Source organism: Streptomyces ferrugineus (assembly GCF_015160855.1).
Lineage (GTDB): Bacteria > Actinomycetota > Actinomycetes > Streptomycetales > Streptomycetaceae > Streptomyces > Streptomyces ferrugineus.
In genome coordinates this window covers 4,843,650-4,862,483 of the sequence record NZ_CP063373.1, presented here as the reverse complement: position 1 = coordinate 4,862,483, position 18,834 = coordinate 4,843,650, and the positions used below count along the sequence as shown (strand labels likewise).

At 68.6% G+C, this 18,834-nt stretch carries 18 protein-coding genes and 2 pseudogenes; 10 read left to right on the top strand and 10 right to left on the bottom strand.

The genetic code is table 11. From position 1 onward, the window contains the following. Positions 1 to 77 precede the first annotated feature (77 nt). Positions 78 to 578, bottom strand: a complete 501-nt coding sequence (locus IM697_RS22215) for a hypothetical protein (protein ID WP_194049441.1) — start codon at positions 576 to 578, stop codon at positions 78 to 80. Between the two features lie 140 nt (positions 579 to 718). On the opposite strand from IM697_RS22215, the pseudogene IM697_RS22210 reads away from it, so the two are divergent. Further along, a pseudogene (locus IM697_RS22210) lies at positions 719 to 1,066 on the top strand (hypothetical protein). A gap of 252 nt (positions 1,067 to 1,318) precedes the next feature. Here the strand turns inward: IM697_RS22210 and IM697_RS22205 are convergent. Beyond that, positions 1,319 to 1,945, bottom strand: coding sequence for a class I SAM-dependent methyltransferase (locus tag IM697_RS22205; RefSeq protein ID WP_194049440.1), 627 nt, complete (start codon positions 1,943 to 1,945; stop codon positions 1,319 to 1,321). A gap of 1,156 nt (positions 1,946 to 3,101) precedes the next feature. On the opposite strand from IM697_RS22205, the gene IM697_RS22200 reads away from it, so the two are divergent. Beyond that, positions 3,102 to 3,698 (top strand): hypothetical protein, encoded by a 597-nt coding sequence (locus IM697_RS22200; protein WP_194049439.1) that lies wholly within the window; start codon positions 3,102 to 3,104, stop codon positions 3,696 to 3,698. A gap of 1,076 nt (positions 3,699 to 4,774) precedes the next feature. Here the strand turns inward: IM697_RS22200 and IM697_RS22195 are convergent. Both IM697_RS22195 and IM697_RS22190 read right to left on the bottom strand, forming a co-directional pair. Beyond that, entirely contained in the window at positions 4,775 to 5,428 is a 654-nt protein-coding gene (locus IM697_RS22195) for a hypothetical protein (protein ID WP_194049438.1), read from the bottom strand. A gap of 420 nt (positions 5,429 to 5,848) precedes the next feature. Further along, positions 5,849 to 7,366 (bottom strand): alpha/beta hydrolase, encoded by a 1,518-nt coding sequence (locus IM697_RS22190; protein ID WP_194049437.1) that lies wholly within the window; start codon positions 7,364 to 7,366, stop codon positions 5,849 to 5,851. A gap of 279 nt (positions 7,367 to 7,645) precedes the next feature. Here IM697_RS22190 and IM697_RS22185 point away from each other — a divergent pair, with 279 nt between their 5' ends. From IM697_RS22185 to IM697_RS22170, 4 genes are all read left to right on the top strand, one after another. Further along, a complete protein-coding gene (locus IM697_RS22185; RefSeq protein WP_265582731.1) occupies positions 7,646 to 8,323 on the top strand; it encodes a helix-turn-helix domain-containing protein in 678 nt (225 codons plus the stop codon). A 754-nt stretch (positions 8,324 to 9,077) separates the two neighbouring features. Beyond that, a complete protein-coding gene (locus IM697_RS22180; RefSeq protein WP_194049435.1) occupies positions 9,078 to 9,527 on the top strand; it encodes a hypothetical protein in 450 nt (149 codons plus the stop codon). A gap of 194 nt (positions 9,528 to 9,721) precedes the next feature. Then, complete coding sequence (locus IM697_RS22175; protein WP_194049434.1) at positions 9,722 to 9,991, top strand: hypothetical protein; 270 nt, start codon at positions 9,722 to 9,724, stop codon at positions 9,989 to 9,991. Between the two features lie 7 nt (positions 9,992 to 9,998). Continuing rightward, positions 9,999 to 10,190, top strand: coding sequence for a hypothetical protein (locus IM697_RS22170; RefSeq protein ID WP_194049433.1), 192 nt, complete (start codon positions 9,999 to 10,001; stop codon positions 10,188 to 10,190). Here the strand turns inward: IM697_RS22170 and IM697_RS22165 are convergent. Beyond that, complete coding sequence (locus tag IM697_RS22165) at positions 10,177 to 11,097, bottom strand: NADP-dependent oxidoreductase (protein ID WP_194049432.1); 921 nt, start codon at positions 11,095 to 11,097, stop codon at positions 10,177 to 10,179. The two genes, IM697_RS22170 and IM697_RS22165, sit on opposite strands and share 14 nt — an antisense overlap. 160 nt (positions 11,098 to 11,257) lie before the next feature. Further along, a complete protein-coding gene (sigJ, locus tag IM697_RS22160) occupies positions 11,258 to 12,148 on the bottom strand; it encodes an RNA polymerase sigma factor SigJ (RefSeq protein ID WP_194049431.1) in 891 nt (296 codons plus the stop codon). Positions 12,149 to 12,333: 185 nt separating this feature from the next. Here sigJ and IM697_RS44745 point away from each other — a divergent pair. After that, positions 12,334 to 12,702, top strand: a pseudogene (locus IM697_RS44745) (transposase); the annotation flags it as partial. Here the strand turns inward: IM697_RS44745 and IM697_RS22150 are convergent. The 3 genes from IM697_RS22150 to IM697_RS22140 form a co-directional block, all read right to left on the bottom strand. Then, positions 12,678 to 13,544, bottom strand: a complete 867-nt coding sequence (locus IM697_RS22150) for an alpha/beta hydrolase (protein WP_194049430.1) — start codon at positions 13,542 to 13,544, stop codon at positions 12,678 to 12,680. The pseudogene IM697_RS44745 and the gene IM697_RS22150 sit on opposite strands and share 25 nt — an antisense overlap. Positions 13,545 to 13,654: 110 nt before the next feature. Continuing rightward, positions 13,655 to 13,993, bottom strand: a complete 339-nt coding sequence (locus tag IM697_RS22145; protein ID WP_194049429.1) for a hypothetical protein — start codon at positions 13,991 to 13,993, stop codon at positions 13,655 to 13,657. Between the two features lie 3 nt (positions 13,994 to 13,996). Next, a complete protein-coding gene (locus tag IM697_RS22140; RefSeq protein ID WP_194049428.1) occupies positions 13,997 to 14,350 on the bottom strand; it encodes a hypothetical protein in 354 nt (117 codons plus the stop codon). Positions 14,351 to 14,496: 146 nt separating this feature from the next. On the opposite strand from IM697_RS22140, the gene IM697_RS22135 reads away from it, so the two are divergent. Further along, complete coding sequence (locus tag IM697_RS22135) at positions 14,497 to 15,039, top strand: RNA polymerase sigma factor (protein WP_194049427.1); 543 nt, start codon at positions 14,497 to 14,499, stop codon at positions 15,037 to 15,039. Further along, positions 15,036 to 15,533 (top strand): transmembrane transport protein, encoded by a 498-nt coding sequence (locus IM697_RS22130; protein ID WP_194049426.1) that lies wholly within the window; start codon positions 15,036 to 15,038, stop codon positions 15,531 to 15,533. Before IM697_RS22135 ends, IM697_RS22130 begins: the two co-directional genes overlap by 4 nt. A gap of 903 nt (positions 15,534 to 16,436) precedes the next feature. Here IM697_RS22130 and IM697_RS22125 read toward each other — a convergent pair. Beyond that, a complete protein-coding gene (locus IM697_RS22125) occupies positions 16,437 to 16,904 on the bottom strand; it encodes a DUF2690 domain-containing protein (RefSeq protein WP_194049425.1) in 468 nt (155 codons plus the stop codon). Positions 16,905 to 17,172: 268 nt separating this feature from the next. Here IM697_RS22125 and IM697_RS22120 point away from each other — a divergent pair, with 268 nt between their 5' ends. Next, positions 17,173 to 17,700 carry a DinB family protein gene (locus IM697_RS22120; protein ID WP_194049424.1) on the top strand — a complete coding sequence of 176 codons (528 nt, stop codon included), beginning with the start codon at positions 17,173 to 17,175 and terminating at the stop codon, positions 17,698 to 17,700. Positions 17,701 to 18,834 lie beyond the last annotated feature (1,134 nt).

Here is an 18,834-nt window from a genome sequence, read left to right as displayed (position 1 = left end):
GCCTGTCCCTCAATGATCTTTGAGCGTCGTCCTTGGGCTCTTCCGAGGCTGTGCGGTTCGGGAGCCGCGACTGCCCTTCAGAGGTCCGGGAACGGTGGCGCCTCGTCCATCGTCAACAGCAGTTTCCGTGCTGGTTCGGCCTCTTCCGGTCGCATGGATGTGGCGAGGCCCTCGATGACCGGTCGGCCCGCACGCACGGCTTCCCTGGCGGCCGCCTCCCAGGCAGGCTGCTCCCGGAAGCTCGTGCGCTTCGGGCCGCCAGCTGCCGCGGCCGAAGAGTGCCAGTTGTCGGTCCGGTAGATGCTCTGCAGGAGATCGAACAGCTCGGCCTTGCAGGGCACATAGGGGGCCTCGGCGAGTTCCAGGAGGAATGGGACCGTCAAGGCAGTCGCCTCGCCGACCACGAACCCCAACGCACAGACACGGTCCCCCAGTTCGTCGATCGCGAGGCGGGCAGCGTCCTCGCCTCCATACGCGATCCGGGAGAGCAGCGGCGGGATGTCCCCGGCGGTGAGCTGTCGCGCGTCGCGCAGCTGTCCCCAGCGGACGCCAGAGACGCCTTTCAACAGACTTCCCACGCACTGTCACCTTTCATCGGGCTCGCGACAGCCCTGTCATCGGACCACCAGCGTCCTGGGATGGACGATCGGCGTCAATCCTGGTTCTTTCCGATCGGTGATCCCGGACGGTGGCGCTTCGGCGGGTGGATGATCTTCCTATGTTGGGTGTGATCACGGTGTCGGAGCCATCCTGGACAGCGCCGTTCACCGGACTGAGCCCGCGCCGCTTCACCAAGCTGGTGCCCGCCTTGCGGCGCGAGGATGCCGAGACGGCACGCCGGGGACGCCCCTGGGGCCTGCCCCTGTCGGATCGAGTTCTGTTGGTGACGGCGTGCTGGCGTATGAACCTGACAATGCGAAGGTGACCACACAGTGGCCGAGCATGCGAAGAACGCGGCCGCATGAAGACATGGAAGATCCTCGGCGACTGCTGCCTGAAGGGCGATGGCGTCCACCACGCCATGCTCGGCATCGCCCGGCTTCACAACCTCACCCTCACCGGGTGACAGCTCGATGTCGACGACCGAGCACCTGGCATGCGCCCTAGATCATTTGCGGGACAAGCCTTCGGCGGTGTGGCCGGCGCGGCTTCGGCGTACACGACCCGGACATCGGTGGTCAATTGAGGGCGCGCGGATCGTTGTTCAGGGCATGACCGATGAGACCGATCCAGGTCAACCTCTCGATATGGACGACCGCGTGTGGGTTGGGTGGCGGAGGCTGGGGAGCAGCGGCGGAAGAGTCTCGGGGGCTCGGATTCAGGTGATGGGGCGAGAGTGCACACTGACGGCATAGCCGCCGCCCTGGTGGTAGGGGTCGCCGCCCCACGTGGCGAAGCGTTGCCGCAGGGTCAGTCCGGCCTGCGTGCACCAGCGGTCGAAATCCTTCAGCGTTACTGTCGGTTCCGGCAGCGGCAGGTGTTCTGCGTCCAGTCCCATGCCGGTGATCAGCAGTCCGCCGGGGCGCAGCACAGCGGCGAGTTGCCGGACAACAGCCGGTTCGGTGCCGGGGGCCAGTAGCGGGATGACGTTTCCGGCAGCGAGCGCCAGGTCGAAGCCGGGCTCCAGGGCAAGGCTGTCCAGGTGGGCCAGGTCACCGTGGAGCCATGCCAGTGCGGGGGCGTCGCGGCGGGCGATGGCGAGCATGGAGCGGTCGACATCCACACCGGTGCAGTCGTGCCCCAGTTCGGCGAGCCGGATCGCGATCCGCCCGGTGCCACAGCCGGCATCGAGTATCCGGGCGGCGGGTTTCAACAGTGCGGCACAGAAGGCGGCCTCGCCGTGGACATCGTGGCCTGATTCAGCGAGTTGCGCGAACCGTCGGGCGTACTCCTCTCCGGCTTGTCCGCCTGTCAGCTCCGCCCAGCGGTCGCGTTGCCTTGTCATATCCTGCGTACCTCCCGGTCGGCCCTGGTACAGGAGTGAGCGCGGCGCCCACAGCTCACTCATTGATCGTCGCATGTGGCAGCCTTCCCCATAATTGCCGAGGTCCGTGCCGGGAAGGCGGCCGCCGACCCGCCTCCCCAACGTGGTCGGGGTGTGCAGTGCACCTGTCCGATCCAAACCCCGCGCACCCCAGCCTGGTGTGATCCTTACGCCGGCAAACGGCTCCTGACGGCCCGGCCGCATCGGCGCGCCCTCCCTCCGGGGCCCACCCACCCTCCGCGCTCCGGGCCTGGCAAACCACGGGTACCGAGGTCGAGGAACAGGACCAGAGCGAGGACACTGGCCAGGGCCCCAACAGCGGCGAGCCGGGCAGAACAGGCGAGTCGACGGATGCCGGGGGCTAAAAGGCCGTGCAGATAGGCCGCGTGGAAGGCCTCAGTATCAAGGTGGGCGTAGGCCCGGTCCGATTCAACAAGTCAGAGGTCCGACTACCGCCTGGCCTGGCGCATGCCGCGCGCAAACGGCGCAAGCGCCCTGTCCGCCACCACATGAAGCATGAAGGGCGTCTTCCTCGGCCTGGACGTCGGCGAGAGCACCCCATCACGGGTACAGCCTCACCCCGGTCGGCGAGAAGGTCTTCGAGGCTGCCTCCAGCTTCACCTCGCCGCTACGACGGCGAAGCGACGGTGATCTTCCACCTCCGTCCGAACAACAGCGCCTCGTGGCGCACTGACAGCGTTCCAACCGGCCCCCGACATGGGCATCCTCGCCCGCCTGCGCCGGGCACCGTCCGCAGCAGGGCCGCAGAACCTCTCGAACGACCGGTGACCACGCGCACCCTTGTAGGCATCGCAACCGGGATACCGGCGAGGTGTCCTGGGCAGCCGCCTCAGCCGCAGGGACCTACCCGCCCCGCGCCATGGCCTCGACAGCACCAGAGACCGCAGCCCTGAGCCGACGCCGAGGAGAAGGTAGCGACTTGAGAGCAACGACCGGCCCCGCCTGTCCGTACCATCTCTGCCCAAGGTCCTGTGCGGCAGTTGCGGTGCCCGGACACGCCCGTCGGCATCAGGCCTCAAGGGCGGAACCCGAGCCCGGAGGCGCTCTCACGGCACACGCGGAGGCTGAGGCCGCACACCGAGGAAAGGTCAGCACCATGCCCGAGACCACCACCACGCCCACCAGCGAGCTGGCATCGCAGTACATCACCCAGGTGACGGACGACCTCGAACGCAACATCAAGGAGCAGGAACGCATCGGCGCCGAAATCGCCTCCCTCCAAGAGCAGTTGACCGCCCTGCAGCACGACCACACCGTGCTGGTGAACATGCAGCAGGCACTCGGCATCGCTCCTGCACCAGCCGAGCCCGCGGTCACGCCCGAGAGCGCCCCAGTGCCCCCTCCCCGGCAGAAAGGCGGCACCAGGTCTCCCGGGAAGCCGACCGCGAGGAAGACCGCGGCCCAGGCCGCGGGCACCACGAAGACGGCCCGGCCCACCCTGGTCGAGCTCATTCGCCGCCACCTCACCGAGCAGAGCGAACCGCGCTCCGCCGCAGAAGTCGCCACAGCACTCGACCAAGCCCACCCCGAACGCGGCATCAAGACGAAGGTCGTGCGCGTCACACTCGAAGGCCTTGTGGCCAAGAGCGAGGCCCAGCGCAACAAGCAAGGCACCTCCGTCTTCTACACCGCCCCCAAGCCGCCTGCCGCAGCACCCTCGGCCGGCAGTCAACCCGAAAGCGCCGACCACTGAACCGGCCGTCCCGGGAGCACAGCACCTCACGTTCGTGGCTCATGCACGGCCAGGAACAAGCCAGAGCGAGCCGGCATGCCGAGGACCAGGCCGCTCCGGGCCCTCCGCGGGATCGTGACCGAAGACGGCTGATCTGCTTACAGTGCGGGTTCCGCGAGTTTGGCTCCCACTCACGACCATGCCGCACCCTGGCCCTTCGGGCGGCCGAGAGGGTAGGCGGGTTAACCGGCTGACCGAGGGGCGGCCGTAACTCAACGCGCAGCCACGCGGGCCAGGCCCTCACTGGTTCCAGGTGCGGGGCGTTCCAACGCTCCCAGTACTGCAGGAACGCTTCCTGCACCGTGTCGACGCCCAGGGTGCGGCGCCCTCCGGAGACGAGGATCGACTGGGCCAGGAGAGGCCGGTACCACTGGCGGAACGAGGGCATCGAACTCCTCCTCGGACGGGGCCGTCATTGAGGATCCCGCGCGTCCCGGCGGACACTCCACGCGGAGTCGCCCGGCTCGCTCACCTCGGCCATCTCCCTCGGAGGGACAGCTCCTGCGCCATCCAGGGCCATCCCCCGGGCACGACCCCGCCTTCTGAGCAGGTATCCGCAGGCCCGGACCGCAGCGCCCGCGACAGCCGCCCCGGTGCCCACTGTCCGGCCAGCAGCCACATTCTGGGTCTACCCGGCCAGCGAGGGGGATGGTCGTACTTCACATACGCCCAACGGGACGGTTGCGCAGGCCCGGCGCACAGGGCGAGCCCGGACGGTCCGATGTCACCCTGAGCACGGGACCGCGATCTTGGCGGCGAGAGTGAACCGGGATCCAGCAATCGTCACGCCGGTTGCTAATGCTTCGAGTCCGCCCGGCATCACCAGCACGACAGCGACCGCGACCGCGACAGCGACCGCGCCGAGCGGCCACAGCGATCAGCACCGCCCACGGCATTGGCAACAGGCAGCTGCGCCACGCGGAACAGCCCGTGCGCAGGCATAGGGCCGGGTTCGGGGCGGCCCGGCTGCCGTTGTCCCGCTGGCGCCTCGGGCCAACGATTCTCGAGTCCCCCAACGGCCGGGGAAGAGGGCGTGTTCATCCCGCTCCCCCGTCGAGCAGCCAGCTGTAGCGCAGCCGCAACGCCCGCTCGGTGCTGGCTGCCACCGCGGCGAAGCCGAGCGCGATGTCGCCCCACCTCGGCAGATCGATGGGCGAGGTGAAGGTCCCGGTGCGCTGGGCGATGCCCTCGGACTTGGTGAGCTGTTCGGCGACGTGCGGGATGAGGACGGCCAGGGCGGCGACGAGCACGCACAGCGAGAGGAGACCGATCGCGCGGCTCAGCGCGGGGCGCTCGCGTTCGAGGCGCGCACGGCGCCCCTCGGCGGAGTGGGGGTCCGGGACGAGCTGGTACTGGGGGCCGTTGTCGGTGACGTAGTGGCAGCGCTTGACCCCGAAGGCGCTCATCCTCACCTCGACGGTGCCGCCCGGGACGGGGAAGGCAGCGGGCAGTGTGGACATGGCGTGCAGCCTGCCCTCACGGTACAGGTGGGCCTTGAGGCTGTCGGATGAGTGGTTCTGCCAGTGCCTGACGTCGACGGCGTAGACCGTGTGCCTGCCGCCGTCGCTCGTCAGCCGAAGATGGAACAGCGCGCGGAAGGGCAATTGCCACCAGCGGAAACACTTCAACGGTCGCCCGTCCCCGGGCTTGACACGCTGCACGGCCCGACGCCGCCGCCACTCTTTGATCATGCTTTTGCTCCTGTTTGCTTGCTCGGCCTGGCCGCGCAGGTGCGCCCCTGTGACGGGCACTGTCCGGTGGGAGGAACGCTGACGTGGCGGCGAGCGCCCGCCGCAGCTTCTCGGTGCCGGTCAGGGGCGTACCCGGGTCGCGCTCGTTCCGCGCGGCGGGCTCCGGCCGCCGGTCCGGGCCGGCGGCTCGACCGGCTCGACCGGCTCGACCGGCTTGACCGGCTTGACCGGCCAGAATCCGCACGGCCCGATGGCGGCCAAGGACCGGCCCGCCAATGAGGTTCCGCTGCCGGTCGACCGCACCAGCGGCCCGACCCCCAGACCTTCCTCGGCCCACGTGAGTCTCCACAGACCCACTGGTGATGGACGCGGCGGAGCGGACACAGCCGTGGACCGTCCGCGCGCCAACCGGTCAGGGAATCAGCCCGCGCGGCAGAGCGTGTCCTTTCCGGGCATCGTGCCGTCGACGAGGTAGCGCGTGGTGGTGTTCAACGCGCAGGGGTTGTCGCCGAGGACGTAGGCGCCGTGCCCGGTGTCATCGACGCTGAGCAGCCGGGATCGTTCTTCGAACTTCTCGCGCAGCATCTTCCCGCCCTGATGCGGTGTCACCGGGTCGCGCAGGTTCTGCACGAGCAGCACGTTTCGCGGTCCGTCGTCGTTGACCGCGACCGGCGGCTCGGCCGGGGTGTGCGGCCAGAAGGCGCAGGGCGTGATGTTGGCGGCGGCGGCGCCGAACAGCGGGTAGCGCCCGCGGTCCTTGGCGACTCCGTGCCGGTAGGTGTCGACGTTCTCGGGCCACTCGACGTCGTTGCAGGTCACCGCGGCAAACACCGCCAGCGGGTTGTCGATTGCGGACGACGCTTTGCCCGCGGTGACGTTCTGCGACGGCAGGCGGGCCACCGCGTCGTGGACCGCGTCGTGGCCGGCTGCCAGTGCCTGCCACTGCTGAGCCAGCTTGGGGTACTGCGTCTTCTTGAAGAGATTGCCGAAGGTGTACTGCCGCAACAGGTTGCCGTCGAAGCCGGCCACCGGAGCCTTGTCGAGTCGCTGGGCGAGGGTGAAGTAGGTCCTGCGGACCGCCGCTGGAGTGCGGCCCAGGCCATAGCTGTCGTGCCGGGCGGCCGCCCACCTCGCGAAGTCGGGAAACGACTGCTCCATCCCGAGGGCGTAGCGGCGCATGCCCTCGCGGTCGAGGTGGGTACCGCCGATGTTGCTGTCGAGCACGATCCGGTCGGAGCGCTCGGGGAACATCGACGCGTAGGCGGCGCCCAGCGCCGTGCCGTAGGAGTAGCCCAGGTAGCTGGTCTTCTCCTCACCGAGCGCGGCCCGGATACGGTCCAGGTCGCGGGCGGTGTTCGCGGTGGTCAGGTGGCGCAACAGCCCGTTGCGGTCATGGCGCGCGCACTGCTGGGCGGCCTGCTTGGCGACCTTCGCCCGCGCGGTGACCGCCGCATCGTCGACCGCGTAGGGAGGAATGTTGGAGGTGTAGGGGCCGTCCTCCGTGAACCCGCACCTGACCGGTGCGGAGCGCCCGATGCCACGGGTGTCCATGCCGATCACGTCGTAGCTGTCCAGGACGCCGGCGGGCAGGCCCCGGGACACCAGCAGTGCGGGTTGCGTCAGCCCGGATCCGCCGGGCCCGCCCGGATTGAGCATGAGTGTTCCGCGCCGCTTGTCCGGGTTCTTGCTGGCCAGCCGGGAGATCATGAGGTCGATCTGAGTGCCCTCGGGCTTGGCGTAGTCCACCGGCACGGCCACGGTGGCGCACTGCAGCTCGGTCGGAGCCGCTTCGGCCACGACATCCCTGGGGCAGGTGCCCCACCGCACCTGCGGTGCCACCAGCTCGTCGGCGACGGCCAGCGTCGCGGCCAGCGAGCCGCTGAGGCCGAGGGCGACGGCCAGGGCCGAGCGCCGGCCGATCCTGCGTTGTCGTTTCATGTCCAGTCTCCCAAACCCCGTCTCGCGGCTGCGGTCGCCACCCATCGCACTGCGTGCCCCAGGGGCATGGTCAACACCGTTGCGCCGGCGTGAAGGACCGGCGCGGCCGAGGGTTGACCATGCCCCAAGGGCATGGTCTTCAATGGACTGCCTCGCGACGATCTCGCCGACCGGCAGGACGCCGACGGCGGGTCAGGAACGCAGCACCCCAGAAAGGGCCTGTCGGTGGCGTGGAGTACAAGCCAGCTGGCCGAACTCGCCGGCACGACACTGAAAACCGTGCGGCATTATCACGAGATCGGCTTGCTGGAGGAGCCGGAACGAGCGGCCAACGGCTACAAGCAGTACGGCATCAAGCACCTGGTCCGCCTGCTGCGTATCCGCAGGCTGGTCGACCTCGGTGTGCCGCTGTCGGACGTCCCCTCGCTCGAGGCCTCCGACGAGAGGGGGGAGCGGATCCTGCGCGCCCTGGACGCAGAACTCGCGGCGAGCATCGAACGCCAGCAGCGGATACGACGGGAACTGGCGGCGATCCTGGACAACCGGGCCTCGATCGACCTGCCGACGGGCTTGAAGCCACTCACCGACGACCTGCCTGAGGCGCAGCGCTCCCTCCTGCTGGCATACTCCAGCTTTCTCACCCCGTCGGCGATGTCCGCGATCCAGCAGCAGCTCTCAGGACCTCGCAGCGACGTCGCCGCCCAGTTCGAGGCCCTCCCTGCGGACGCGCCCGAGGACGTGCGGCGACAGCTCGCACAACGCCTCGCGCCCGAGGCCCGCAAACAGCAGGAGGACCACCCGTTCCTGCGTGACCTGGAAGTCTCCTCCCGCCGGGACGGAGCGACCACCCGGTCGGTTCTCGGGCAGGCATTGAGCGAGTTCTACAACGAGGCTCAACTCGACGTCCTACGGCACGTGCACGCACTGCTCTCGCAGGACGACACTGCCGGGAAGTGACGACGCTACGCGGCCCCGGCCCAGGTTCAGGCCCCAGGCCCGGAGACGGAGCGGCTCGACCGTCGCGCTTGGTGCACATGACCCCGCAACACTCGGCGAGTTCGTCCGGATCGACACCGGGAGCGCCGCGAGCAGCTCCGGGTCAGCCCAGCCGGGGCGATACGTTCGATCATCTCGCCGCTGGAGTCCGTCGCCTCGACCGCGGCGAAGACTGAGTCGGCCATGCGTGCGCAGTTGCAGGCGCGAGCGCCGGAGTCGCCCGGCGGGCCATCAGGGAAGTCGGCCGCGCCAGCCCGGTGGACGAGCTCGGCCGCCTCCCACCCAGCACCCTCCCCAAGGGCGCCGAGCCCCGCCGTTCGCCAGACCTGCGCCGCCGCGGCGCCGAGCATCCGTGACGCAGCCGGTCAGCGACCAGGTACCGCCTGCACCACCATGGTGGACACGAACCTCGCGCTGTCCGTCGGCGACCTCGGCCACCATCTTGGCCAGGAGTGCCTGATCACGCTCCCGGCGGCGCTCGCGGGCCAGCTGCACTCTCTGCACCGCCCCGCTCCTCGAACTCGCCTCACCCCCATACATCGGGCGAGCGGGCCGTACCGGGTACCGAAACCGTTCAAGATTTTCTATGACCGCAACAACTCGTGCGCACCGCGCCACTTACGCCGCCGACCTCACCCGTAGCTGACAGGGCCAGAACTGGGTATGTCGGAGACCACTGCCAACACCATCCATCGATGTCCACGGGGAGGGCCACATGGCCGCTGCCGACGAAGGCGGACTCGTTCAAGCCGCAGACAATCTGCGCGCCACCGTGCAAGGGGCCGCACGGCCGCATGCCCGCGCAGCACGCATCGACTCGGTCTGGCACAACGCGGGAACGGGCCTCGCCCTGGCCGCGACCACCGCCGCCACCATTCTTCCGTCCAACTTCTCCACTTGGGCCCGCGTGGCGTCCGGCGTGGCCACGTTCCTCATCGCACTGCTGCGTGCCCTCGACTTCGGGTCCCGTTGGCGCTGGCACCTCAACATGCGAGCCCGCTACACCAGCCTCGTCGATCGAGTTGACCGCGTTGCCGTCCTGCCTCCTGACCAACGCTCCGAAGCCTTGGCTCAGCTCTACGACGAACTCGCAAGGATCCGTGCCCAAGAGCGCGCGATCCCTGGAAGCGCCAGCGGTGTCGCCGCGTCTGGGAACACTGGCTGAAGCTGGTCGTTGTGGTGCCTGACAGGCCCGTCAGCATCAGGGCTCAAGGGCGGAACCTGAGTCCGGAGGCGCTGCTACGGCATGTACTGCGGCCGCAGACCGGACGCCGAGATCGAGTCCAACCACGGCGATACGCACGGCGCGAGCGTGATCGGGCTCGCCTTCACCTGATCGAGCAGCAGTACGACCAGATCGTGAAGTACGCCACCGCGCTCCGGCTCGGGACGGCGGACCTGCTCCAGGCCAGCCTCGTGCACGTCGACACGCTGTTGCCCCAGCAGGCCCTGGCCGAGACGGGGTGGGCGAAGAAGCCGACTTCCTACGTCAACCCGTACGGCGCCTTCCGCCTCGACATGGTCAAGGGGTTTGACCTGGCTCCCCTGGCCGTTCCCCATGCATGTCCGCCGGTCGGATGTCTCCGAGCTTGTGTGCGCCGAGGCAGCCCACAGGAGCCGCCCGGCTGATTCCACTATGACCTTCACGATGGTGGAGGCTTCGGCAGCCCGTATCACCACCGGTGTCACCGTCCAGGTCAGGCTGTCGACGGGTGACATCGGCGGTGGTCGCGACGCGGTTGCATGGTTCATCACGGTTGCCGACCAAGCGATTGCCGAGACCTGGTCTGCGGTGAGTAGGGTCGGTCTCCTGTTCAGTCTTCCGTGACGCGGATGATCGTCTTGCCGGGAGTGCGCGTGCCGGGGGCGAACGCGGAAGGTGCTTCGGCAAGGGGCCGCACGGCGCCCACGACCGGCTTGAGGCGGCCGTCCCTCACCCGCTGGGCGAGGTCGGCGAGACGGGCGCGGTCGGGTTCGACGACGAAGAACACCGCCCGCCCGTTCTCGGGCTGGACCTTGGGCGGCATGGCGATGGTGACGAGCGTGCCGCCGGCGCGCACCAGGGCGGTCGAGCGGTCGAGGATGTCGCCGCCGATCACGTCGAGCACGATGTCGACCTCGCCGACGTCCTCCAGCTTCTCGGCCTGCAGGTCCAGGAAGGTGTCGACGCCCAGGGCGAGTGCCCTGTCCCGGTCGGGGGCGCGGCCGGTGCCGATGACGCGGGCGCCGACCTCGCGGGCGAGCTGTACCGCGATCGAGCCGACGCCGCCCACGGCGCCGTGAATCAGGACGGTCTGGCCGGTGGTGAGGCGGCCGTGGTCGAACAGGGCCTGCCAGGCGGTCAGCCCGGAGATCGGCAATGCGGCGGCCACGGTGTGGTCGATGTCCGCCGGCAACGGGGCGAGGTTGCGGGCCTCCACCGCGGTGTACTCGGCGAGCGTGCCATTGCGGGTCCAGTCGGCCAGGCCGAACACCCGCTGTCCGACGCTCAGGCCGGTGGTGCCGTACCCCAGCTCCACGACGACACCGGACAGCTCGTGCCCGGGCACGCTCGGTGTCCGGTCGCGGCCGGCGCGATCGGTCCACGTTCCCGGCCAGTCCAGCTCGCCAGGGGTGAAGCCGGAGGCGTGCACCCGCACGATGACGTCGTTCTCGGCCGCCTGGGGGTAGGGCATGTCCGTCAGGGACATCCCTGCAAGGCCGGCGTCAGGGTCTCGCACAGTGATGGCTTGCATACAGGTCCTTACTGGGAGGGGCGACTGGAGCGCACAGCCCGTTCACACGCCGGGTCAGAGCAGATCGTCATCGGATCGATCTCATCCGCTGGCGCATTCCTTCGTCGCCTGTTTGGCTCTCTCACCAGGGAGACGAGGTGGCCCCTGCGAGTGTGACGGCTCAGACGCGCACGAGTTTTTCGGGATTGATGACCCGGCGGTACGCGGTGATCAGACCGTCTGTGATCTGGACCGTGTCCACGGAGTAGACCCGGCCTTCGCGGTGGAACACCAGCGCGAGCTCGCCGCCGACCTCGGCGAAGTCGATGCGGTCCGGACGCCACTGGCGCCCCACACGCACCATGACCTCGGCGACGCGCTCGCCGCCGTGGATGGGCTTGCGTGCCGCGAAAGCCTTGCCGCCGCCGTCGGTGACGTAGACCGCGTCCGGGTGCAGAAGCCTGACCAGGCCGGCCAGGTCCCCGGCTTCGTACGCGGCACGGAAGACCGCGAGGACGCGTTCACGCTCCGCCTTCGACGCCTGCGGCATGGACTGCTTCGGCTTGGCCACCCGCCGTCGCGCTCGCGAGGCGAGCTGCCGGGCACCCGGCGCAGAGACGTCCAGCAAGTCGGCGATCCGGCCGAACTCGAGACCGAAGACGTCGTGCAGGACGAAAGCCACCCGCTCCGGAGGGCTCAGCTCTTCCATGACCAGCAGCATCGCCGAACTGACGGACTCATCGACGAGTACCGGCTGCGACGCGTCCGGCCCCGTCAACAGCGGCTCGGGCAGCCACGGCCCGACATAGGTCTCCCGGCGGAAACGGGCACTCTTGAGAATGTCGTACGACCGCCGCGCGGCCACCGTCACCAGCCAAGCCCGCAGATCACCGATGCCCTGTAGATCCGCTCCGGCGGCCCGCAACCACACATCCTGGGTCACGTCCTCGGCGTCGGCCACACTCCCCAGCAGCCGGTAGGCCACACCGAAAACCGCAGGCCGGTGCTCTTCCCATCCGGCTCGGAGGGAGTCCTCCTGCTCAGACCGTCCGGACCCGTGCCCGTCACCCATACAGATCGCGGCCTCCTCCAGCTTGCGGATCCAGCGTAGCCACCGAACTCGGGACCGGGCGGCTCACCCGATGCCTACGCACGCCTGGCGTACGCAGTCCACAGGAGCTTGCGAAGAAGGCTGTGGAGGCCGCAGAGCGGCAGCACGCCATCGTGCCCGGCGAAACTGTGATCGCCCAGTTCGTTCGGAGGGGCCGGGTTCCTCGCCGCGATCGGCAACGACCTCTCGGACTTCGCCAGTCCGGACGGGCTCGCGGCCTTCGCCGGCCTGGCTCCGGCACCGCACGATTCCGGGAAGCGGAACGGCAACCTGCACCGGCCGCGCCACTACCACCGGGGTCTCCAGCGCCTCTTTTGCATGTCCGCCCTGATGAGCGCGCGCTACGACCCAACTCCCGGACGTATTACGACCGTAAGGGCGCCGAGGGCAAACGCCACTCCCAGGCGGTAATCGCCCCCCCCGCCCGGCACAGAGTCGACGTCTTGTGGGCCCTGATCCGGGACGGCCGCTTCTGCGAAGTCGTCGCGCCTCAGCCCACCGGTTGGTCCGGGTGATCGTCCGACCGCCACAACCAGCGCAAGGCGTCGGGAAGCAGGACGCCGCCGTGGTTGGGGCTGTGGCCGCCATCGCCCAGGACGAGGCGGAAGTCGTAGCCGGCTTCCGCGAGCGCGGCCGCGACGAGCAGGTTGTTGGCGAGCCAGTTTGCCTCGGGCTCGTTCCAGCGCAGGTCACGATGGCCCGCTTGCATGAAGACGCGCAGCGGCTTGCGAGGGACGCCGGGGATGAGTTCCGGGTATGGGTTGCCGCCTGGCATCTGCGTGAAGCTGGACAAGTACCCGATCACCCGGCGGAATCTGTCCGGGCGCAGCCACGCCGCGGTAAAGGCGCAGTTCCCGCCGCTACTGCCACCGCAGATGCCCCACCGGTCCGGGTCCTCGGCGATCGAGTAGTGCTTCGTGACCTCAGGGATGATCTCGGTCAGGAGGAAACTGACGTACCGATCGTCGTAGGCGTCGTACTCGGTGTTGCGGTTCTTCCGATCCTCAGCATCTGGGAAGACACCCGGGTCGACGAACACGCCGATGGTGACCGGGATGTCACCGCGGTGGACGAGATTGTCCAGAACGATCGCGCCGCGGACCTCTCCTTCAGGGTCCAGGTACCACCATCCGTCCTGGAACACCATCAACGACGCCGGCTCCGACGGGTTGTACCGCGCGGGCACATGCACCCAGAACTTCCGTGACGTTCCCGGGTAGATCGCGCTGTCCCTCCAGTCGAACTCGATCGTCTCGCCGGCGGGCACGCCGGGCTGCACGGCGGAGTCGGGGCCATGGGCGTAGCGCACATCTGACTGATGAATCGGAAGCGGCTGGTAGGGCACCTCGATCGTCACGCGGGCCAACCTAGGAGAGATCAAGAACGGTCTCAACGGGGTTCATGACCACCCCACCACTTCTGTGCTGCCGCCTCGGGTCTCCGCGGCCGGCCTTTCTCTCCTGAGCGTCATGCCAGATCCGGTGGCTGCCGCCGTCGCGATGCCTCTTGCCCGTCGACTCGCGTGCGGCGGATGTGCACTGTGCCGGCGGTCAGGTCCACCTGGAACGGTGGATCCTCTGCCGGCCTGACGTTCTTGCGTACGCGCTCCTGTTCCATGGCCCGCTTGACTGCCTGGGCCCCGGGGTCGCCCTCCTGGATCAGGTCGACACCGATCGACGAGAGGCTCTTGGTCTTACGCCAGTAGATCCAGCCCCTGGCCTCCATCGCCAGCAGAACACGATCCGCGAGGAGCACGAAGACGCCCAGCGCAACGACTCCTCCTGCACCCTGCAACACCGTGTGCACGGGTCAGCGTCCGGACTTCATGCGCTTGGCCCACCGGCCAAGGGCCCGTCGTGAGCGGCGAGGACGCCTCTGATGCGGTCGATTGCCCGCTGCGCCGAGTGGGCCGGTCTCGCCAGGGCTTCGCCCCCAGTGATCGTCAGGCGACAGGAGCGGCGCCTTGCGTTCTGCCTGGGCCTGGATCTCCACGTGGGCTTCGTGAGCAGTGATGCGGAACGCCTCCTCATAGGAGGCCAGGGCCGCGCTCATGGCCCCGCCTGCGAGGCCCCGACGTCGAATACGCGCGGCAAGCCACGCAAAGAAGCCCAGGACTGCGGCAAGGCCACCGATCAAGACCAGGAACGGTAAGAACGCATCCATGGACACGAGTCTACTTTTGCGTCAGTTGGGATGGCGGACGCCATCGCGTTCGGCGTCGATGCGACAAGCCCGTGTGGGCTTGCGTGAACCTTCTCGCCGCGAATGCCGACTGTTCTCGTGACACGTGATGGGAACAGGGAGGTGCTGTGAGCGGCGACGGGCGCGATGAGCTGCTGGTGGTGCGCTGCCAGTTGGGAGAACGCGATGCGTTCCCGCAGCTGGTGCGCGTCTGGCACGCACCTCTGTGGCGGTACCTGCGGGGCATGGTCGGCTCGCATCACCTCGCGGACGATCTCGCCCAGGAGGCCTGGGTCGCCGTGGTGCGCGGACTGCCGCGCCTGCGGCAACCGGATCGGTTTGCCCCGTGGCTGTTCACTATCGCCCGGCGGACGGTTACCGATCACCTGCGACAGTCCTACAAAGGGTTCGAAACAGCCGTGGAGGAGGCGGAAGTCGGCATCGGTGACGACTCGCTCAACGGCGTTCTGACGACGCTGGAGATCGAGGCCGGCCTTGCCCGGCTGCCGCCCCTGGAGCGCGAGGTACTGATCCTCTTCCATCTGCAGGACCTTTCCCTGGCCGCCTGCGCGGAGGTGCTCGACGTACCGCCCGGCACGGTCAAGAGCAGGCTGCACCGCGCCCGACGCATGCTGCGCGACATTCTCACCGAGAGGGGACACGAGGCATGAGCGAGCAGAACTCCGCAGCTCGACGGGGTGTGCCCGAGACGCTCGAGTGTGTACTGGCCGCCGAGACGTCGCTGCGCTCACGGATGCGGTACCTGGCGGCAGGGCTGGCGGGAGGCTGTGCCGCGGTGCTGATCGCCGTGTTGTGGGTCACCGAGCCGCAGCCGCTCCCGGCCCGTACGCAGGTCGCCTTCGCCGGGCTGATCGCCATTGGGCTGGCCTGGGCCGGCTTCGCCGGCTGGGTGCTGAGCCGGCGCCGTCCGCTGTTCGCCCGGGACCGGGTGTTGGGGGCCCTCATCGCGTTCGCGGCCACCGTGGCGACCAGCGCGGGCGGAACGGCCCTGGCCGTGGCTCGCGGCACGATGGTCGAGGCACTGGTCGCAGCCCTGGTCTCGGTCGCTCTTGTCACGGCTGCGGGGTTCGCCCTGGTGCGAGCACGGTCCCGGCGCCGCGAACTGCTGCGGCGACGCGATGCCCTGCAGCAAGAAGCCGACTGAGGTACACAGCGAGTCCGTTTCGGAATCATCGGCGCGATGCTCAGCCACCACTGTGACTGGGTGCTTCAGTTGACCATTGAGCCGCTTCGGATGGCCGTGGTGTGCTCGGATGGCCGTGGTGTGCTCGGATGGCCGGTTGGGGTCGGCTTGCCGCTGTCGGGTGAGCGGGGCAGTCAGTCGTCAAAGGTGGTGCCGTCCAAGTGCTGCCGGTGGACGGCGCGTTGGCGGCGTCGGCCTGCGGGGTCACACTCGGCGGGACCTGCCCGTCGCAGTGGATCGGTCTGACGACCGGGTCTTGTCGCTTCATCGACTGGGATGAGGCGGACGGCTTCATAGAACGGGACCTGCTTTGAGCAAAGCCTGATCCGCATGCACTCGGCCGGTCTCGCCACGACGCCCGGGCGAGGCCGACCGCCAGCGCCGACGCGATCCCCACCAATGCACGGCCGCATCGGCCGGGCCGGCCAGCCACGAGCAGACGGTGCGCCGGGGCCCTGGGCCACGTCGCACGGTCGTGCTCGCGATCGTATGGCTGTGATGCATGTTGAATCGATCTGCTGATGCGGTGAGGAAGAATCCTCGAGCCGGGCAACCGCTGTGCCGGGGACGGTGTCCACGAGTACATCCTCGGTTTCGTCACCCCTACCGGCACGCGGATCCCGACTCGGCGCAGGTAAGCACGGTGCCTGCGCGAGGCGTACGCATTGTCGGCGCTGGCGAGGTAGTACTACACAGCAGCCCCCGCACACGGACCGCACGCACCCCATGGGTGTTGGTCCGCTCGCGCGAACGGCTCGGAGATCTCCGCGTGAGAGGTTGGCGCAGTTGGTGCCGGCCTTGATGCCGATTCCGCCGCCCTCACATCGCGGACGGAGCGCCATGGCGGTGCGCGCGGGCCAGAGGTCAGTAGGAGCCCGTGCGCCCCTTGTAGTAGTGGATCGAGGTGTCGTAGTCGCCCCAGGCGTACGCGGTCATGTTGTGGTCGGCCAGCATCTCCGTGTAGCAGGACGAGCCGTTGACGGGCACCTGGCACCAGTAGTCCTTGCCGGACCCATTGCGGACGACCTTGGCGTCTCCGGCCTTTGCGTTGATCTCGTCGAAGGCGGCGTCAGACAGTCGGGCCCAGATCGCCTCGCACGAAGGGCTGTAACGCAGCTCCAGCAGAGCCCCGTTCCTGCCGCCGAGGCGGAGGCTGTCGACGGTGCGGGCGTCACCGCCGCAGTAGGCCGCGGGGTTCTTGCCCTCGCATCCCCAGTTCCAGCATCCGCCGGTGGGTGCCTGCTCGGCTGCGGTAGCGGTGGGTGCGAGAGCGAGCGATCCGGCAGCCAGTGTGAGCGATGCCGCTGCGATCGCCAGGCGGGCACGTGCCATGATTCCTCCCCGTTTGACGGTGGATCCGCGAGCGCGGACCCATTTTGGTCGCCGCCCAGGCAGCTTGACGGGCGGTTCACTCAGTCGGCCAGGTGTTTCGGCCGTGCCCGAAACACGGCGTACGAGGATTGCGCTCCTCCTAGTACCCCGTACTCCAGTGCGACTTCGTGATCTACGGTCAGAGGACGCGGTACCGGACTTCAGTCGGCTGCGTGTCCCGGATATCGGGGTAACTCCCTGCGCGGCCGCAGAGATTCGGGGATCCTGGGTGACCGTGACCGAAAATTTGAGCGAAGCAGCTCCGAGCAGTGAGGTCAGGGCGCTTCTTCGGGTCCTGGACGGGCAGCGGCGCCACGTTCTCGGCATCCTCGACGGGCTCGACGGGAAGGATCTGCGACGGCCCGTGCTGCCTTCCGGATGGCACTGCCTGGGCCTGGTCCAGCATCTCGCGCTGGATGTGGAGCGGTTCTGGTTCCGCGCAGTCCTGGCCGGGGACGAGGAGGTCATCCGTGTCCTGACGAGCGGCGACGATGCGTGGAAGGTGGCCCCGGAAGTGCCGGCCATCGACGTGCTCGACCTATACCGGCGGGAGGCAGAACTGGCCGATGCCGTCATCACCGCCACCCCTGCCGACGCTGCATTGGCCTGGTGGCCCCACGACCTGTTCGGTGAACCGCACCTGCACAACTTGCGCGACGTCCTGCTGCATGTCATCACCGAGACTGCGTGCCACGCCGGCCACCTCGACGCAGCCCGAGAGCTGATCGACGGCCACCGTTGGCTGGTCCTGGCCTGAATCCCGGTCCAGCTTCGCGCTCCTCGTGTCGAAGTCGCCTGCGGAACCCAATGCCCCGGGCCGTCGCGCGTGCGTATCTCCTCGGGCTGCTCTGCGGCGTCGAACGCCAGGCCACCACCATCGGCAGAGTCTTGTCGAATACGGGGATGACCAGCCGGAAGCTGGACCAAGCCAGCCACAGGCACCCTAGGCTCGTGCGACGCCCGCCGATCCGTGGGCCTCGCTCCCACCCCGCTGCATCCACATGCCCCCGGCTCCGGTATCCAGGGCCCCAACACCCTATGGTTCCCTGCGCGGTAGGACTCCTTCACCGCAGCCACGGCCCGGCGGGCCGTCCGGTCCGCGACGGTAGACCCCATCGCGACGATCTTCTTGTGAACGGCGTCGGCGCCGACCTCGCCCGCGACCGCTCGACGAGTTACTCCACCTTCGGCAGGAAGTCGTAGATCAGCTTCGACCTGCCGGCTCGTTGGATCGGGTCGGCCCCCTGGCCCGGAACTGGAGATATCGCCGGACCGTTTGGTAGTCGCAGCCAGCCAGCTCGGCTGCCTTCCGGTGGCTCCCCGTTCAAGGTTTCGTGTCCGCCAGCAGGCAGGCCACCTGACCGCCGTCGGGGAGTCTGCCGCGTCCGCTGACAATCGTGTCTCCGCTGATCCCAGAAAGCTTCGGCCATCTCGCGAGCGGTGTAGAGCCTGCGATCCTCCAGTCTGTCGCTCGGGCGGCCGATGTGGTGGCGCACGAAGTTCTCGGCGTCCTTGGCGTCGTACTCCTTGTACGACGGTTTGGGAGTGCGTGGTCCTGTTGACCGCGGCGTGCTCTCCGACCCACGCAACGGCGCTTTTGGACGTGCCCCCGGTGGGTGGAGTGACGGCGGTGGCAGCTGCCCTCGTCTACTTCTGGTTCCTGGCATGCGACTTGAACGCCAACAGGCCGTGTCCGTGAAGCAGTGGCGTCGGCCTCTGAGAGAGGTGAGGGTGACTCAGCGCTTCATGCTCGCCTTTAGCTGCTCCTGGTGGGACCATGCGCGCGCCAAGCGGGCGTCGTCGATGAAGACTCTGGCCCAACTGCCCTGGTCGGGTCGCGCTCTGGCGACATGATCGGGGTGATGCCGCCGACCGCTCGCCAGGCGAGAGC

Bases quoted from the DNA above. Each gene is read 5' to 3' on its own strand.
- IM697_RS22180 (WP_194049435.1), top strand. From the start codon at position 9,078: ATGGCCGCTGCCGACGAAGGCGGACTCGTTCAAGCCGCAGACAATCTG.
- IM697_RS22130 (WP_194049426.1), top strand. From the start codon at position 15,036: ATGAGCGAGCAGAACTCCGCAGCTCGACGGGGTGTGCCCGAGACGCTC.
- IM697_RS22125 (WP_194049425.1), bottom strand. From the start codon at position 16,904: ATGGCACGTGCCCGCCTGGCGATCGCAGCGGCATCGCTCACACTGGCT.
- IM697_RS22170 (WP_194049433.1), top strand. From the start codon at position 9,999: ATGACCTTCACGATGGTGGAGGCTTCGGCAGCCCGTATCACCACCGGT.
- IM697_RS22190 (WP_194049437.1), bottom strand. From the start codon at position 7,366: ATGAAACGACAACGCAGGATCGGCCGGCGCTCGGCCCTGGCCGTCGCC.
- IM697_RS22140 (WP_194049428.1), bottom strand. From the start codon at position 14,350: ATGGATGCGTTCTTACCGTTCCTGGTCTTGATCGGTGGCCTTGCCGCA.
- sigJ (WP_194049431.1), bottom strand. From the start codon at position 12,148: ATGGGTGACGGGCACGGGTCCGGACGGTCTGAGCAGGAGGACTCCCTC.
- IM697_RS22195 (WP_194049438.1), bottom strand. From the start codon at position 5,428: ATGATCAAAGAGTGGCGGCGGCGTCGGGCCGTGCAGCGTGTCAAGCCC.
- IM697_RS22205 (WP_194049440.1), bottom strand. From the start codon at position 1,945: ATGACAAGGCAACGCGACCGCTGGGCGGAGCTGACAGGCGGACAAGCC.
- IM697_RS22165 (WP_194049432.1), bottom strand. From the start codon at position 11,097: ATGCAAGCCATCACTGTGCGAGACCCTGACGCCGGCCTTGCAGGGATG.
- IM697_RS22200 (WP_194049439.1), top strand. From the start codon at position 3,102: ATGCCCGAGACCACCACCACGCCCACCAGCGAGCTGGCATCGCAGTAC.